The 14,380-nt window shown below is 64.3% G+C and carries 15 protein-coding genes and 1 pseudogene; 14 read left to right on the plus strand and 2 right to left on the minus strand.

Going from position 1 to position 14,380, the window contains the following annotated elements; genetic code table 11:
* Positions 1-12: 12 nt before the first annotated feature.
* Both ABIB27_RS05775 and sdhC read right to left on the minus strand, forming a co-directional pair.
* Positions 13-489, minus strand: coding sequence for a succinate dehydrogenase hydrophobic membrane anchor subunit (locus tag ABIB27_RS05775; protein WP_354215085.1), 477 nt, complete (start codon positions 487-489; stop codon positions 13-15).
* A 3-nt stretch (positions 490-492) separates the two neighbouring features.
* A complete protein-coding gene (gene sdhC, locus ABIB27_RS05780; RefSeq protein WP_354215086.1) occupies positions 493-873 on the minus strand; it encodes a succinate dehydrogenase, cytochrome b556 subunit in 381 nt (126 codons plus the stop codon).
* Positions 874-1,128: 255 nt separating this feature from the next.
* On the opposite strand from sdhC, the gene ABIB27_RS05785 reads away from it, so the two are divergent.
* The 14 genes and pseudogenes from ABIB27_RS05785 to ABIB27_RS05850 all read left to right on the plus strand — a co-directional run bounded on the left by ABIB27_RS05785 (position 1,129) and on the right by ABIB27_RS05850 (position 14,371).
* Entirely contained in the window at positions 1,129-2,262 is a 1,134-nt protein-coding gene (locus ABIB27_RS05785; RefSeq protein WP_354215087.1) for a mannose-1-phosphate guanylyltransferase, read from the plus strand.
* An 88-nt stretch (positions 2,263-2,350) separates the two neighbouring features.
* A complete protein-coding gene (locus tag ABIB27_RS05790; protein ID WP_354215088.1) occupies positions 2,351-3,550 on the plus strand; it encodes an amidohydrolase in 1,200 nt (399 codons plus the stop codon).
* Positions 3,551-3,685: 135 nt separating this feature from the next.
* Positions 3,686-4,120: a MarR family winged helix-turn-helix transcriptional regulator gene (locus tag ABIB27_RS05795; protein WP_354215089.1), complete on the plus strand. Its 435-nt coding sequence runs from the start codon at positions 3,686-3,688 to the stop codon at positions 4,118-4,120.
* A gap of 45 nt (positions 4,121-4,165) precedes the next feature.
* A complete protein-coding gene (locus ABIB27_RS05800; protein WP_354215090.1) occupies positions 4,166-4,597 on the plus strand; it encodes an organic hydroperoxide resistance protein in 432 nt (143 codons plus the stop codon).
* Positions 4,594-5,616, plus strand: coding sequence for an NADP-dependent oxidoreductase (locus ABIB27_RS05805; RefSeq protein ID WP_354253663.1), 1,023 nt, complete (start codon positions 4,594-4,596; stop codon positions 5,614-5,616). Before ABIB27_RS05800 ends, ABIB27_RS05805 begins: the two co-directional genes overlap by 4 nt.
* A gap of 237 nt (positions 5,617-5,853) precedes the next feature.
* Positions 5,854-7,020 (plus strand): annotated as a pseudogene (locus tag ABIB27_RS05810) (ABC transporter permease).
* 5 nt (positions 7,021-7,025) lie between these two features.
* On the plus strand, positions 7,026-7,442 hold the full coding sequence (locus tag ABIB27_RS05815) for a cytidine deaminase (protein ID WP_354215092.1): 417 nt from the start codon (positions 7,026-7,028) through the stop codon (positions 7,440-7,442).
* Positions 7,426-8,739, plus strand: coding sequence for a thymidine phosphorylase (locus ABIB27_RS05820; RefSeq protein WP_354253664.1), 1,314 nt, complete (start codon positions 7,426-7,428; stop codon positions 8,737-8,739). The genes ABIB27_RS05815 and ABIB27_RS05820 overlap by 17 nt, the downstream gene beginning before the upstream one ends.
* A 5-nt stretch (positions 8,740-8,744) precedes the next feature.
* Positions 8,745-9,395: a DedA family protein gene (locus ABIB27_RS05825; RefSeq protein ID WP_354253665.1), complete on the plus strand. Its 651-nt coding sequence runs from the start codon at positions 8,745-8,747 to the stop codon at positions 9,393-9,395.
* A gap of 83 nt (positions 9,396-9,478) precedes the next feature.
* Complete coding sequence (locus ABIB27_RS05830) at positions 9,479-10,201, plus strand: DedA family protein (RefSeq protein WP_354215095.1); 723 nt, start codon at positions 9,479-9,481, stop codon at positions 10,199-10,201.
* A 39-nt stretch (positions 10,202-10,240) separates the two neighbouring features.
* On the plus strand, positions 10,241-11,398 hold the full coding sequence (locus ABIB27_RS05835; protein WP_354215096.1) for an adenosine deaminase: 1,158 nt from the start codon (positions 10,241-10,243) through the stop codon (positions 11,396-11,398).
* A gap of 115 nt (positions 11,399-11,513) precedes the next feature.
* A complete protein-coding gene (locus ABIB27_RS05840; protein ID WP_354253680.1) occupies positions 11,514-12,107 on the plus strand; it encodes a MazG nucleotide pyrophosphohydrolase domain-containing protein in 594 nt (197 codons plus the stop codon).
* Positions 12,108-12,240: 133 nt separating this feature from the next.
* Positions 12,241-13,521, plus strand: coding sequence for a phosphopyruvate hydratase (gene eno, locus ABIB27_RS05845; RefSeq protein ID WP_354215097.1), 1,281 nt, complete (start codon positions 12,241-12,243; stop codon positions 13,519-13,521).
* Positions 13,522-13,660: 139 nt separating this feature from the next.
* Positions 13,661-14,371 carry an FtsB family cell division protein gene (locus tag ABIB27_RS05850; protein WP_354253666.1) on the plus strand — a complete coding sequence of 237 codons (711 nt, stop codon included), beginning with the start codon at positions 13,661-13,663 and terminating at the stop codon, positions 14,369-14,371.
* Positions 14,372-14,380: the final 9 nt, after the last annotated feature.

The following is a 14,380-nucleotide window of genomic DNA, read 5'->3' on the forward strand; positions in this document are numbered from 1 at the left end:
TGTAAAGGTGGGCTACGCGGGGCAGAAGCCGCCGGGCAGCTGGACACCGTCAACGATGGGGCACGGGTTGAAAGTGAAGATCACCATGGTGCCCAGGACGATGATGACGGTAGTGGCCGCGTAGAGCACGATCTTGAGCCAGAGACGGGCGGAATCCTTCTCGGCGTAGTCGTTGATTATGGTGCGGACGCCGTTGGTGCCGTGCAGCATTGCAAGCCACAGCATGGCCAGGTCCCAAATCTGCCAGAACGGGTCAGCCCACTTGCCGGCCACGAAACCGAAGTCGATGGCATGGATGCCCTCACCCACCATGAGGTTCACAAAGAGGTGGCCGAAGATGAGGATTACCAGCACAATGCCGGACAGGCGCATAAACAGCCACGCCAGCATCTCGAAGTTGCCCCTGCTGCTGCCGGTGCGGCGGTACTGGGGTGAAATCTTCCCACTGCTGTTTTTCCCACTGCGTGGGTTTTCAATCGTTGCAGTCATGGCTTAGTGACCTCCAAGAGCGAGGGAAAGGTGGCGGATGGAGAAGCCGACCATCACAACTACCCACAGGGCCAGGACAGTCCACAGCATCTGGCGCTGGTACTTGGCGCCCTTCCTCCAGAAGTCCACCGCGATGATCCGCAGGCCGTTAAAGGCATGGAAAACAATCGCGGCAACCAGGCCCGTTTCACCCAGGGCCATAAGGGGGTTCTTGTAGGCACCGATGACTGCCGTGTAGGCCTCTGGGGATACACGCACCAATGAGGTGTCAAGGACATGGACCAACAAGAAGAAAAAGATCACTACACCGGTAATTCGGTGTCCTACCCAGGACCACATGCCTTCACGGCCGCGGTACAAGGTGCCAGCTGGTTTTGTCGGCACTGATAAACCTCCCTGCAACACAGCGGCGCTGGCATGAGATCCACGCGGGGGGAACGCCTGCTGCGAGAGCACTCGTAGCTCGATCCTAAATCTAGGCTTCGCTCACAGCTTATTCAATTCAGGAACTCCTTGGTGACCCCCCAATGCCCCGATTTTGCTTTTAATTGAGACGAAGACCACAAGATGCCGGCCGTGGAGGGGTCCGGAGCCGCCCCCAACCGGGAGTCCGCGCCCTGTCGGCTAAAGTAGGCCCTGATGAGTACAGACAAAGTGACAAGCCCGGCTTCACCCCTTGACCGCTTTATCGCGGTGATTCCGGCAGGCGGAGTGGGGACCCGCCTCTGGCCCCTGTCACGTGCAGCAGCTCCCAAGTTCCTTCACGACCTCACGGGGTCCGGCAGCACTTTGCTGCGTGCCACCTACGACCGCCTGGAGCCCCTCGCAGGCCGGCGCGTGCTGGTGGTTACCGGCACTGCGCACCGCGCTGCCGTGTGCCGGCAGTTGCCTGAGATCCAGGACTCCGATCTGGTCCTGGAAAGCGAGCCTAAAGATTCCGGCGCCGCGATTGGCCTGGCTGCCGCCATCCTGCACGAGCGGGACCCGGACACCATCATGGGTTCCTTCGCCGCCGACCAAGTGATCAGCCCGGACAGCATGTTCCAGGAAGCGGTCCGCGAAGCCATCCACACGGCGGCGGCCGGCAAGATCGTAACCATTGGCATCAAGCCGACCCACCCGTCCACCGGCTTCGGCTACATCCGGGCGGGCCAGGAACTTCACATTGAAGGTGCCCCCAGTGCACAGGCCGTGGTGGAGTTCGTGGAGAAACCGGACGAGGAAGTCGCCCAGCAGTATGTGGACAGCGGCGAGTACGTCTGGAATGCCGGCATGTTCGTGGCGCCGGTGGCCCTGATGCTCAAGCACCTTGAGGCCAACCAGCCGGAGCTGTTCAAGGGCCTGCAGGAGATCGCCCAGGCCTGGGACACTCCTGAACGTGATGCCGTCACGGCCCGCGTCTGGCCAACGCTGCCCAAGATCGCCATCGATTATGCCGTGGCCGAACCTGCCGCAGCCGCGGGCGACGTTGCCGTTGTGCCGGGCACTTTCCGTTGGGACGACGTCGGGGATTTCGCTTCGGTGGGCAGGCTCAACAGTGCGCGGGAAGTCGACGACGTCACGGTCATCGGTGAGGGTGCGCGTGTTTTCACCGAAAATGCCAGCGGTGTGGTGGTTTCCGATACAAAGCGCGTGATTGCGCTGATCGGCATCAAGGACGTGGTGATTGTCGATACGGGCGATGCCCTGTTGGTGACCACCAAGGAACACGCCCAGCGGGTCAAAGGCGCGGTTGATGCGCTCAAGGCCAGTGGTGACACTGACGTTCTTTGACCCTGGTCGGGAGAGTACGTGCGCGGCGCGGGCTGTAACTCTCCCGCCCCGATGACGCTATTCCGTGGACGATCGCTAGAGTAAATGAGTGCGTAATTACACTACTGAAGCCGAGCCCACCGCATTAGTGCGGCCGTGGCTGGAGCCGCTCCTTCCGGAACTGATCGAATTCCGCAGGGATCTTCACGCACATCCCGAGCTGTCCTTCAAGGAATTCCGCACGACGGACAAGCTCGTGGAACGCCTCGAAGCTGCCGGGCTGGCGCCGCGGCGGCTTGAGGGCACCGGCCTGACCGTGGACATTGGCGAAGGACCGATCGCCACGGCATTGCGCGGCGACATTGACGCCCTGCCGATCATCGAGGAAACCGGGCTGCCGTTTGCCTCGAGGAACCATGGCGTGACGCACGCCTGCGGCCACGACGTCCACACCGCCACCATGCTTGGGATCGCCCTGGTCCTGCAGGCCATGCACCAGGACGCCCCGCTCGGCGGCACGGTCCGGATCATCTTCCAGCCCGCCGAGGAGACCATGCCCGGCGGCGCGCTTTCCTGCATCGAACAGGGCGTACTGGAAGGCGTGCCGCGCATTTTTGCGCTGCACTGTGACCCCAGGATCGACGTCGGACGCATCGGTACGCGCATAGGCGCCATTACGTCCGCGTCGGACACGATCAAAATCGAGCTAGGCGGCCGTGGCGGCCACACCTCCCGTCCGCACCTCACCGAGGACCTGGTGTTCGCCCTGGCGCAGATCGCCGTCAACGTTCCGGCCGTGCTGTCGCGCAGGGTGGATGTCCGGAGCGGGGTGTCCGTGGTGTGGGGCCAGATCAGCGCCGGCTCCGCCCCCAACGCCATCCCCGGTACCGGTTACATGGCCGGCACCATGCGGTGCCTGGACCGGGACGCCTGGCACGACGCCGGCGAACTGCTGGATGAGGTGGTGCAGCAGGTGGCCGCGCCGTATGGCGTGGACGTGCACCTGGAACACACCAGGGGAGTGCCGCCGGTGGTCAACTCCGAACACGAGACAGCGCTGATCGAAGCCGCGGCCCGGGCCGAGATCGGTGAGAGCGCGGTCACGCTCACGCCGCAGTCCATGGGCGGTGAGGACTTCGCCTGGTTCCTGGCGGAACGTCCCGGAGCCATGATGCGGCTTGGTACCAAAACCCCTGGCGGCGAAGAATACGACCTGCACCGTGGTGACTACATCCTGGACGAGCGCGCCCTGGGCCTTGGTATCCAGGTCCTGACCGCAGCAGCCCTCCGGACCATCCGGGACCTCTGACCAGCTGCATTCTGCAGGGCCTGAATGGACACCTGAGGACTCCTCCTGGAGCCTCGGGTGTCCATTGGGTTTAACAGCGCCGATCTAGGCCCACTTAAGTTGTGCACAATTGAATTGTGCGCTACTGTGAAAGCTGTGACTGAAGCTCCCCGTCTTGACCGCCAGGTGTGTTTTGCCCTGTATTCCGCCTCCCGCGCTGCAACAGCGGTCTACCGCCCCGTGCTCGAAGACCTCGGCCTGACGTACCCGCAGTACCTGGTGATGCTGGTCCTGTGGGAGTCGGAGCCGAAGGGAGTCAAGGAGCTTGGCGAGGAGCTGGGCCTGGACTCCGGCACGCTGTCGCCGTTGCTCAAGCGCCTGGAAGCCATGGGATTCCTCGAGCGCCGCCGGTCCGGGGAAGACGAGCGCCGTGTTGCTGTCCACCTGACGCCGGGCGGACGCGCCCTAAGCGCCAAGGCAAGCGGAATTCCCCGGCACCTCGCGGACGCTGCCGGGCTGTCCCCCGATGAGCTCGAACAGCTTCGTGCCACCCTGGAACGGCTCACCCAAGCCCTTCACCGCTCGCACTGAGCCCCCAAGATTTTCCGGTATCACATCCAACAGGACGGACCACACATGAAGACTCTCTATACTGCCGAGGCACTGGCTTCCGGCGAAGGCCGCGACGGCAACGCACGCACCAACGACGGGAAGCTGGCTGTCAGCCTGGCCAGCCCCGTTGAGCTGGGCGGCGACGGCCAGGGCACCAACCCGGAGCAGCTTTTCGCCGCCGGCTACGCGGCCTGCTTCCATTCGGCGCTCCGCCTTGTGGGGCGCAAGGAGCGCGCAGACCTGACGGACTCTGCCGTTGCAGCCAAAATCCACTTTGGCGCCATGGACGAAGGCGTGGGCTATGGCCTCGCCGCTGAGCTGGAGATCGCAGTTCCGGCCCTGGATCTCGCCACGGCCGAGTCCCTGGTGGCCAAAGCGCACCAGATCTGCCCCTACTCCAACGCCACCCGCGGGAACATCACCGTTGACATCAAGATCATGGAGTTTGCCGCATGAGCGCAACCACCGCACTGCCTGCCTTCACCCGGGAAATCCAGCTGGTTTCACGTCCGGCAGGGCGTCCTGTCCCCGAAAACTTCCGCCTGGCCGAGTCACCCCTGCCGGAGCTTCGGGACGGTCAGATCCTGGTCCGCAACCTCTATATCTCAGTTGACCCCTACATGCGCGGACGCATGAATGACGTCAAGTCCTACTCAGCGCCCTTCGCTCTGGATGCAGCGCTCGACGGCGGCGCCGTTGGTGAGGTGATCGCGTCCAGGGCCGAAGGGCGGAAGGTGGGGGACGTCGTCGTCCATCAGCTGGGCTGGCGGGAACATGCGATGCTGGATGCCAACGCAACCTCTGTTGCCCGCACAGACCTCGCCCCGGCGTCGGCGTTCCTGGGCGCGCTGGGCATGACCGGCCTGACGGCCTATTCCGGACTGCTCAAGGTCGCCGAATTCAAGCCCGGTGATGTTGTGTTCGTTTCAGCCGCCGCCGGCGCCGTGGGTTCCCTGGTGGGCCAGATTGCCAAAGCCATGGGCGCTTCACGCGTAATCGGCAGCGCCGGAACACCCGGAAAAGTGGCGCGGCTCCTCGAGCTGGGCTTTGACGCCGCCTTTAATTACCGCGACGCACCAGTCCGTGACCAGCTCAAGGCGGCGACCGTCGGCAAGGGGATTGACGTTTACTTCGACAACGTGGGTGGCGACCACCTGGAAGCGGCCCTGGCTGAGCTCAACATTGGCGGCCACGTGGCGATGTGCGGGGCCATCGCACAGTACAACTCGACCGATGCCACGCCGGCTCCGCGTAACCTCGCGCTCGCCATCGGCAAGCAGCTCACCCTCCGCGGCTTCCTGGTGGGAGGACAGCGCCAGCACCGTGCGGAATTTTTCGAGAAGATGTCGGCCTGGCTTGCGGATGGTTCGGTCCGGTATGACGAGACGGTGGTGGACGGGCTCGAGAATGCACCCCAGGCCTTCATGGACCTGCTCGACGGCGCGAACACCGGCAAGATGCTGGTGCGCCTCTAGACGCGCGGCCCATCACCTACTCGTTGGTAACAAATTCTCAGCAATCATCGGGATCCGAAGGGGATGTGGTAGCCGATGTGCTGTATGCCACTAATGTTGGTGTATCAGTGCGCTCCGGCGCAGTGCTGCGAAGCCCTCAGTGAAAACAGAATTTCAGCGTAGAAACGGACACTCATTGAATTCGAGTCGTAGCGCCACCCTGCGCTGGGAATCGTTGCCTTCATTTTCTTTGGTCTTATGGGCGGCTCCCAGACGGCCAAGTTTTGAATTTCCACCGGCGAGGACTTCTTCCAGCTTCCTGCGTTGGAGGTACCCGCAATGGTCGGCGGCATGGTCCTCTCGGTCCTGATGCTTGGCATGGCGGCTTATTCCGTGTACCTGAAGACCAGGAACCGGCCAACCCCAGCCTGGCTGACCATCACCTTCACCGTACTGTTTGTGGCCGCCTTCCTGACTTGGGTGGTTGGCGGAGCCAGGACGCCGAGCATTTCGCTGGCCGGCCTCATCGCCGGTTCGGTCACGCTGGCCGTACCCCTGGTGTTCGGCTCGCTGTCCGGGGTGCTGTGCGAACGCGTCGGGGTGGTCAACATCGCCATCGAAGGCCAACTCCATGGGGGCGCCTTCACCGCCGCCATCGTGGCCAGCATCACCCAGAATCCATTCGTCGGCCTGCTCGCGGCAGCGGTGGCCGGCGCCGCGGTTTCCATGGTCCTGGCCGTGTTCAGTATCAAATACCTGGTCAACCAGATCATCGTCGGTGTGGTGCTCAACGTCCTGGTATCCGGCGTGACCGGCTTCCTGTTCAGCACCCTCATGCAGGAAAACAAGGCCAAGTTCAACTCGCCGCCCGGCCTGGGCATCGTTGAGATTCCTGTCCTCTCCGGAATTCCGATCCTGGGCCCCATCCTGTTCAAGCAGTCGGTGGTGGGTTATTTGATGTATGTCGCCGTCATCGTGGTGTGGGTGGGGCTGTTCAAGACGAAATGGGGCCTGCGCGTGCGTGCCGTGGGTGAGCACCCCCAAGCTGCCGACACCATGGGCATCAAGGTCAACGCCACCCGCTTCTGGAATGTCACCCAGGGCGGCGCCATCGCCGGCATCGGCGGATCGTTCTTCACCCTCGTGGCCATTGACAGCTTCACCAAGGAGATTTCCGGCGGCCGAGGCTTCATCGCCCTGGCCGCCCTGATCTTCGGCCGGTGGAACCCCACCGGGGCGTTCTTTGCGGCCCTGCTGTTCGGCTTCGCGGACAACCTCCAGAGCATCGTGACCATCATCGGAACCCCGGTGCCGAGCCAGTTCATGGCCCTGCTGCCGTACCTGGTGACGGTGCTCGCCGTCGCGGGGCTCGTGGGCAAGTCCCGGCCACCCGCTGCCAGCGGCATACCGTACGTCAAGGGTTGACGGCGGTGGTAGAAAACGGTGTTAACTGGCGGGCCCTGGAGGCTGCCGCCGTCGAGGCCATGAAGAAGGCCTATGTCCCGTATTCGAAGTTCCCGGTGGGGGCTGCTGCCCTCACCGTCGATGGCCGGCTGGTCAGCGGCTGCAATGTGGAAAATGCCAGCTACGGGCTGACCCTCTGTGCCGAATGCGCCCTGGTGGGGAACCTGCACATGACCGGCGGCGGGCTGCTGCGGGCGTTCTACTGCGTGGATTCTGCCGGCAATATCCTGATGCCCTGTGGCCGCTGCCGGCAACTGCTGTACGAGTTCCGGGCTCCGGACATGGAGCTCATGACCACCCAAGGGATCAAAACGATGGACCAGGTGCTGCCCGACGCATTTGGTCCCCAACATCTGGAGGACTCCGGTGACACAGGCAACTGAAGCGTTCGACGCCGTCGACATCATCCGTACCAAGCGGGACCGTGGAGTCCTCAGCCCGGAGCAGATCGACTGGACCATAGACGCTTATACCCGCGGCGCCATTGCGGAGGAGCAGATGGCCGCGCTGAACATGGCCATCCTGCTCAACGGCATGGACCGGGCGGAGATTTCCCGCTGGACCGCAGCCATGATCGCTTCGGGGGAGCGGATGGACTTCAGCGGCCTTCGGCGTCCCGACGGCGGCGTGAAGGCTACCAGCGACAAGCATTCCACCGGGGGAGTGGGGGACAAAATCACCCTTCCGCTAGCGCCCTTGGTGGCGGTGTTCGGCGTGGCGGTGCCGCAACTGTCGGGCCGCGGACTTGGCCACACCGGCGGCACCCTGGACAAGCTGGAGTCGATTCCGGGCTGGCGTGCGGACCTGAGTAATGACGAAATGATGGCGCAGCTTCAGGGCGTCGGGGCGGTGATCTGCGCTGCCGGGGCCGGACTGGCACCGGCCGACAAAAAGCTTTACGCCCTGCGCGACGTCACCGGCACCGTGGAGGCAATACCGCTCATCGCCTCCTCGATCATGAGCAAGAAAATTGCGGAGGGCACGGGCTCGCTGGTTCTCGACGTTAAGGTTGGCAGCGGAGCGTTCATGAAGGACGAGGCCCGGGCACGCGAACTGGCGGAAACCATGGTGGCGCTGGGCAAGGACGCGGGAGTCAATACCGTGGCGCTGCTGACCAACATGAGCACGCCGCTGGGCCTGACGGCGGGAAACGCGATCGAAGTGGAGGAGTCCCTGGAGGTCCTGGCCGGCGGCGGCCCGGAAGATGTGGTGGAGTTGACGGTCCGGCTGGCCGAAGAGATGCTGGCGTGCGCCGGCGTCCACGACGCCGATCCCCACGCCGCGCTGCAGGATGGCCGGGCCATGGACGTGTGGAACCGGATGATCGAGGCGCAGGGCGGCGATCCGCGGGCCAAGCTTCCGGTGGCCAAGGAATCCGCAGTCATCCTCGCGCCGGCCGACGGTGTCCTGGTGGAGCTTGATGCCCTGGCCGTCGGCGTCGCCGCGTGGCGCCTTGGGGCAGGCCGCGCCCGCAAGGAAGACGCCGTGCAGGCGGGTGCCGGCATCCGCCTGCACGCGAAGCCTGGCGCTGTGGTCCGCGCCGGTGAACCGCTGATGACATTACTCACGGACACCCCGGAGAAATTCGCCCGCGCCAAGGAATCACTGGAGCACGCGGTGACGATTGCGCCGGAAGGGGCACGCCCGGCACAGCAGCTCATCATTGACCGAATAGCATAGGGAGAATGCAGGCCATCAATGATTTCATCCTCGCTGCCGCCGGGCAGCCGTGGGTGCTGCTCCTGGTATGGGCCTGCTGCCTCATTGACGGGTTTTTCCCGCCGATCCCCAGCGAATCCGTGGTGGTTGGCCTGGCCGCAGTGGCCGCCACTGCGGACGTTCCCAATCCATGGTTGCTGATGTCCGTCGCGGGTCTGGGAGCGCTTACAGGGGACAACATTGCGTACCTCATCGGACGCCGGGTGGGGACCACCCGCTGGAACTGGATGCGGGGGCCCCGCATGCAGAGGGCGTTCCGTTGGGCCGGGCAGGAACTGAGGAAGCGTCCGGCATCGCTGATCCTCGTGGCGCGCTTCATCCCCATCGGCAGAGTTGCCGTGAACCTCACCGCTGGTGTGACTCACTATCCGCACCTCCGCTTCGTTGGCATGACGGTGCTCTCCGCAGCCCTCTGGGCCGCGTACTCAGTAGGCATCGGCCTGTTCTTTGGGCAGTGGTTTGAAAACAACCATCTACTCGGCGCGGTCATTGCCATCGTCTGCGCGGTGGGCCTGGGTATCCTCGTGGACCTGGTCATCAACCGCATCCGGGGGAAGGTTCCGGTGGTCGAGCGGCTGAAGGACCCGGCGCCTAAGGATTCAGGTCCACGGGCGTAGCGGACGGTCTCCCGGCCATGGGACACTGAAGGGCGATTAACGTCACTTCCGGCTGCAGCATTTCGTCTAGGAGCAACACCCGCGTGGAGTTTATTAATGAGGCCGTGCTCCATGCAGCGGGCCAATGGTGGATCTACCCCGTCCTGCTCCTGTTTTTCTTCATTGACGGCTTCGCCATGGTGGTCCCCAGCGAAACCCTTATCGTCGCGCTCGCAGCGTTTTCCCGGCACAGCGGTGAACCCAACCTTTGGATCCTGGCTGCGACGGCCCTCATCGGTGCCATCGCCGGTGACAACATGGCCTTTATGCTGGGCCGGAAGATCGGCCTTGAGCGGTGGAAATGGATGCGCCGGCCCAAGGTCCAGAAGGCTTTCGGCTGGGCGCGGTATGAACTCGAAAAGCGTGGCGCCGTCCTGATTTTCACCGCGCGTTACATCCCATGGGGCCGGGTGGCGGTCAACTACGTGGCCGGCAGCACAGGTTTTGCGCACCGCCGTTTCTTCCTGCTGGACGCTTTCGCCTGCCTCACCTGGGTTGGGTACTCCATTGGCATCGGCGCGCTGGCCAGTTCCTTCCCCTGGCTCCACCACAACCCGCTGCTGAGCGCGGGCATCGCCGTGGTCGTCGCAATGGTACTGGGCATCCTGCTCGACCACATCCTGCGGTGGTGGCACAAGCACCTGGCCCGCAGGGACGGCGAGGTTGTGGACGAATGGCTCGACGGCGGCGCGGAGGGCGCGCTGCCCATCCACACGGCAGCTTCCCCCCCGCTGGCACCCGCCCCTGCGGAGGAGCACGGAAAGTAGCGGCTGGCATAAGCTGCCTGCCGACCCTAAGGTTGGAACGTGACTGAGCCTATTGTTGACGCTGCCCCTGCCATCGATTTCGACCTGAAGAGCCTGCCGAAGGTTTCGCTTCACGACCACCTGGACGGTGGTCTCCGCCCGTCGACCATCATCGAACTGGCCGAGGCCGTTGGCCACACGCTCCCTTCCACCGATCCTGTGGCCCTGGGCCAATGGTTCCGCGAATCGGCCGACTCCGGGTCGCTGGTCCGCTACCTGGAGACCTTCGACCACACCGTTGCCGTCATGCAGACCAAGGAAGGCCTGTTCCGGGTCGCCAAGGAATTCGTGGAGGACCTCGCGGACGACGGCGTGGTGTACGGCGAAGTGCGCTGGGCACCGGAGCAGCACCTGCAGAAGGGCCTCTCCCTTGACGAAGCCGTCGAGGCCGTGCAGGAAGGCCTCGACGCCGGCGTCGAGGCCGTGGCCGAAGGCGGCCGCGAAATTCAGGTAGGCCAGCTGATCACCGCCATGCGCCACGCCGACCGCGGCCAGGAGATTGCCGAGTTGGCCGTCCGCCACCGCAACAAGGGCGCTGTGGGCTTTGACATCGCCGGCGCCGAAGACGGCTTCCTGCCGTCCCGCTTCAAGGACGCCTTCACCTATCTGGCCCAGCACAACTTCCCGGCAACCGTGCATGCCGGTGAAGCCGCCGGCCTGGAAAGCATCCAGTCCGCCCTGGTGGATGGCCGGGCGCTCCGCCTGGGCCACGGCGTCCGGATCGCTGAGGACATCCTGGTGGAGTTCGACGATGACGACGACAACAGCGAAGGCACCGAAGACGGGGACGACAGCATCGGCCTGGTCACCCTGGGCGATCTCTCCAGCTGGATCCGCGACCGCGGCATCGCGTTGGAGATCTGCCCCTCGTCCAACCTCCAGACCGGCGCGATCGCCGGGTTCGGCGAGGGCATCCAAAGCCACCCGCTGGACATGCTCTACCAGCTGGGCTTCAACGTCACCATCAACACGGACAACCGGCTGATGAGCGGTGTGACCCTGACGGACGAGTTCGAGCTGCTGGTCGAAACGTTCGACTACGACCTTGATGACCTGCTGGAGCTCACGCTGAATGCAGCGGAGGCATCATTCCTGCCGTTGGAGGAGAAGGAAGCGCTGGTGGAGTACATCAACGACACCTACGCTAACCTTGGCTGACCAAACCCCCAATGAGCGGCTCGATGGGCCTACGGCAGCAGGGGTCCCCGGGCGAGCTGGCGAGCTGGCGGAGCTGCTCGGGATAATTGCCCGGCTGCGGGAACATTGCCCCTGGATGGCTGCCCTGACGCATGCCTCGCTGGTGGAGTATCTCCTGGAGGAAGCCTACGAGGTCGCCGAAACCATCGAGACCGGTGCCGACGACGCCGAACTCCGGGGCGAGCTGGGCGATGTGCTCCTCCAAGTGGTGCTGCACGCCCGGCTCGCCGACGAGCGGGGCTCGTTTACGTTCGACGACGTAGCGCGCGGGCTGAGTGCCAAGATGGTCCGCCGCAACCCGCACGTGTTCAGGCCTGACGGCACTCTGCAGGACAGTTTCCCGGCCACGGTGGAGGAGATTGTCCGGAAATGGGATGCGGTCAAGAGTGCCGAGCAGCCGGAACTGCGTGGTCCGTTTGACGGGATCCCTGACTCCCTGCCCGCACTGGCCAAAGCGCAAAAATTCCTCGACCGTGCCGAACGCGCACGCCGGGTGGTTGAGCCTCTCGAAACCCAGCCCCCGGTGGTTGAGCTTGTCCGAACCCTCACTTCCGAAGCCGAGCTCGGGGACCTGCTGCTCGCCGCCGTTGGCTCGGCACGGTCCCAGGGGTTCGACGCCGAACGGGCCCTGCGCGGAGCTATTCGCCGGCGGTTCGAGGCACCATCATGACGTCCGGGTGACGGATAGGGTTCCGTAACGTCCGCCACTCTCGACTACGCTGGTTCCTGACGATGACGTCCCGAAGTTTCCGCTATTTTTCAGCTGTCAGATCCACCAAAAATCGCCCACAAGGAGCACATCCATGGCGCTTATCGATGCCATTCACGCCCGCGAGATCCTCGATTCCCGCGGCAACCCGACCGTAGAAGTTGAAGTCCTGCTCTCTGACGGCCAGATCGGCCGCGCAGCTGTTCCGTCCGGTGCCTCCACCGGCGAGCACGAAGCCGTTGAGCTCCGTGACGGGGACAAGGGCCGTTACCTCGGCAAGGGTGTCCAGAAGGCAGTGGACGCGGTCATCGACCAGATCGCCCCGGTCCTGATCGGCTTCGACGCCACGGACCAGCGCAGCATCGACCAGGCCATGATTGACCTGGACGGCACCCCCAACAAGGGCAAGCTCGGCGCCAACGCCATCCTGGGTGTTTCCCTCGCCGTGGCCAACGCTGCCGCCGCTTCCGCCGACCTGCCGCTGTACAAGTACCTCGGCGGCCCCAACGCCCACGTCCTTCCCGTGCCGCTGATGAACATCCTCAACGGTGGCTCCCACGCCGACTCCGACGTCGACATCCAGGAGTTCATGATCGTTCCGATCGGGGCGGAGACCTTCTCCGAGGGCCTGCGTTGGGGCGTTGAGGTTTACCACAACCTCAAGTCCGTCCTGCAGGCCAAGGGCTTGTCCACCGGCCTGGGTGACGAGGGCGGCTTCGCGCCGAACCTGCCCTCCAACCGCGCCGCGCTGGACCTGATCCAGGAGGCCATCAAGAACGCCGGCTACACCCCGGGCAAGGACATCGCCCTGGCCTTGGACGTCGCATCCTCCGAGTTCTTCAAGGACGGCGCTTACCAGTTCGAGGGCAAGGCACTGTCCGCCACCGAGATGAGCGCCTACTACGCCGAGCTCGTGGCCGACTACCCGCTGGTCTCCATTGAAGACCCGCTGGACGAGAATGACTGGGACGGTTGGAAGACCCTCACCGACACCATCGGCGACAAGGTCCAGCTGGTTGGCGATGACCTGTTCGTCACCAACCCCTCAATCCTGCAGCGCGGCATTGACACCCAGACCGCGAACTCCCTGCTGGTCAAGGTGAACCAGATCGGCTCGCTGACCGAGACGCTCGACGCCGTTTCCCTGGCCCAGCGCGCCGGTTACACCACCATCACCTCGCACCGCTCCGGCGAAACTGAGGACACCACCATTGCTGACATCTCGGTTGCCACCAACGCCGGACAGATCAAGACCGGTGCCCCGGCCCGCTCCGAGCGCGTTGCCAAGTACAACCAGCTGCTGCGCATCGAAGAGGAACTCGACGACGCCGCACGCTACGCCGGCCGCAGCGCGTTCCCGCGTTTCAAGGGCTAGCAGCCGCATAAACCACTGACCGGTGGCTATGGTTGAAAGACCATAGCCACCGGTTTTTTCGGCCTACTGCCTGACCGGCAGGGCATCTGTTTAAGCGCAAAGTTGCGGCCCGAGGCAGGCCGCACGTTTCAGGAGTGTCATGGCTACCCGCCGTCCCAAAGTTCCCAAGGCCGCTTCCACGCGCCAGGCCACAACGGACCACCCCAAGGAAGCTGCCGACACCGCCGGCGTCATTCGCGCCGACTTTGGCGGTGCAAAAGAAGGCAGCGCAAGAGACGGCAGCGCGCAACGCAAAGCCACCACGCATCAGGGCACGTTAGCGAAAAGGGCCCCTGCGAAGGGCGCTGGCGCCACCAACGGCAGCCCAGCGAAAGCTTCGCCTGCCTCGAAAGTGCGGGCGGGCGGTCGGTCAGCTGCGGGCGGAACCCGGAAGGGCGACGACGCGCAGGACGGCGCCCAGCCGGTACCTGCCAAGGCCTTCTCCGGCCGCATGCTGGCACTCGCCGTGGTGATGATTGCCATCACCATCATGCTCGCGCCCACCGTCAAGATTTTCTTTGACAAACGTGCCGAGCTCACGGCCCTGAGCGACGATATCGCCGCACGCCAGGCCGAGGGGGACAGGCTGCGGCAGCAGATCTCGCGATGGCAGGATCCCAACTACGTGAAGCAGCAGGCCCGCGACCGCATTAACATGGTTATGCCGGGCGAAACCGGCTACTGGGTCTTCGGCAGCGACTTGCCGGCCGGAACGAGCAGTAGCCAGAACGCCGCAGCAGCGCACGACCCCGCCGATCTGCCGTGGGTGGATTCCCTGTGGGAGTCCGTCAGGCGCTCGGCCACAGACTGAACCACCAGA

The organism is Arthrobacter sp. UYEF21 (genome assembly GCF_040546085.1).
In the GTDB taxonomy this organism is placed as follows: Bacteria; Actinomycetota; Actinomycetes; order Actinomycetales; family Micrococcaceae; genus Arthrobacter.

Excerpts from the sequence above, each read along its gene's own strand:
- ABIB27_RS05800 (WP_354215090.1), top strand. The coding sequence starts at position 4,166 with ATGAAGACTCTCTATACTGCCGAGGCACTGGCTTCCGGCGAAGGCCGC.
- ABIB27_RS05805 (WP_354253663.1), top strand. The coding sequence starts at position 4,594 with ATGAGCGCAACCACCGCACTGCCTGCCTTCACCCGGGAAATCCAGCTG.
- ABIB27_RS05840 (WP_354253680.1), top strand. The coding sequence starts at position 11,514 with ATGGCTGCCCTGACGCATGCCTCGCTGGTGGAGTATCTCCTGGAGGAA.
- ABIB27_RS05850 (WP_354253666.1), top strand. The coding sequence starts at position 13,661 with ATGGCTACCCGCCGTCCCAAAGTTCCCAAGGCCGCTTCCACGCGCCAG.
- ABIB27_RS05785 (WP_354215087.1), top strand. The coding sequence starts at position 1,129 with ATGAGTACAGACAAAGTGACAAGCCCGGCTTCACCCCTTGACCGCTTT.
- ABIB27_RS05825 (WP_354253665.1), top strand. The coding sequence starts at position 8,745 with ATGCAGGCCATCAATGATTTCATCCTCGCTGCCGCCGGGCAGCCGTGG.
- ABIB27_RS05775 (WP_354215085.1), bottom strand. The coding sequence starts at position 489 with ATGACTGCAACGATTGAAAACCCACGCAGTGGGAAAAACAGCAGTGGG.
- eno (WP_354215097.1), top strand. The coding sequence starts at position 12,241 with ATGGCGCTTATCGATGCCATTCACGCCCGCGAGATCCTCGATTCCCGC.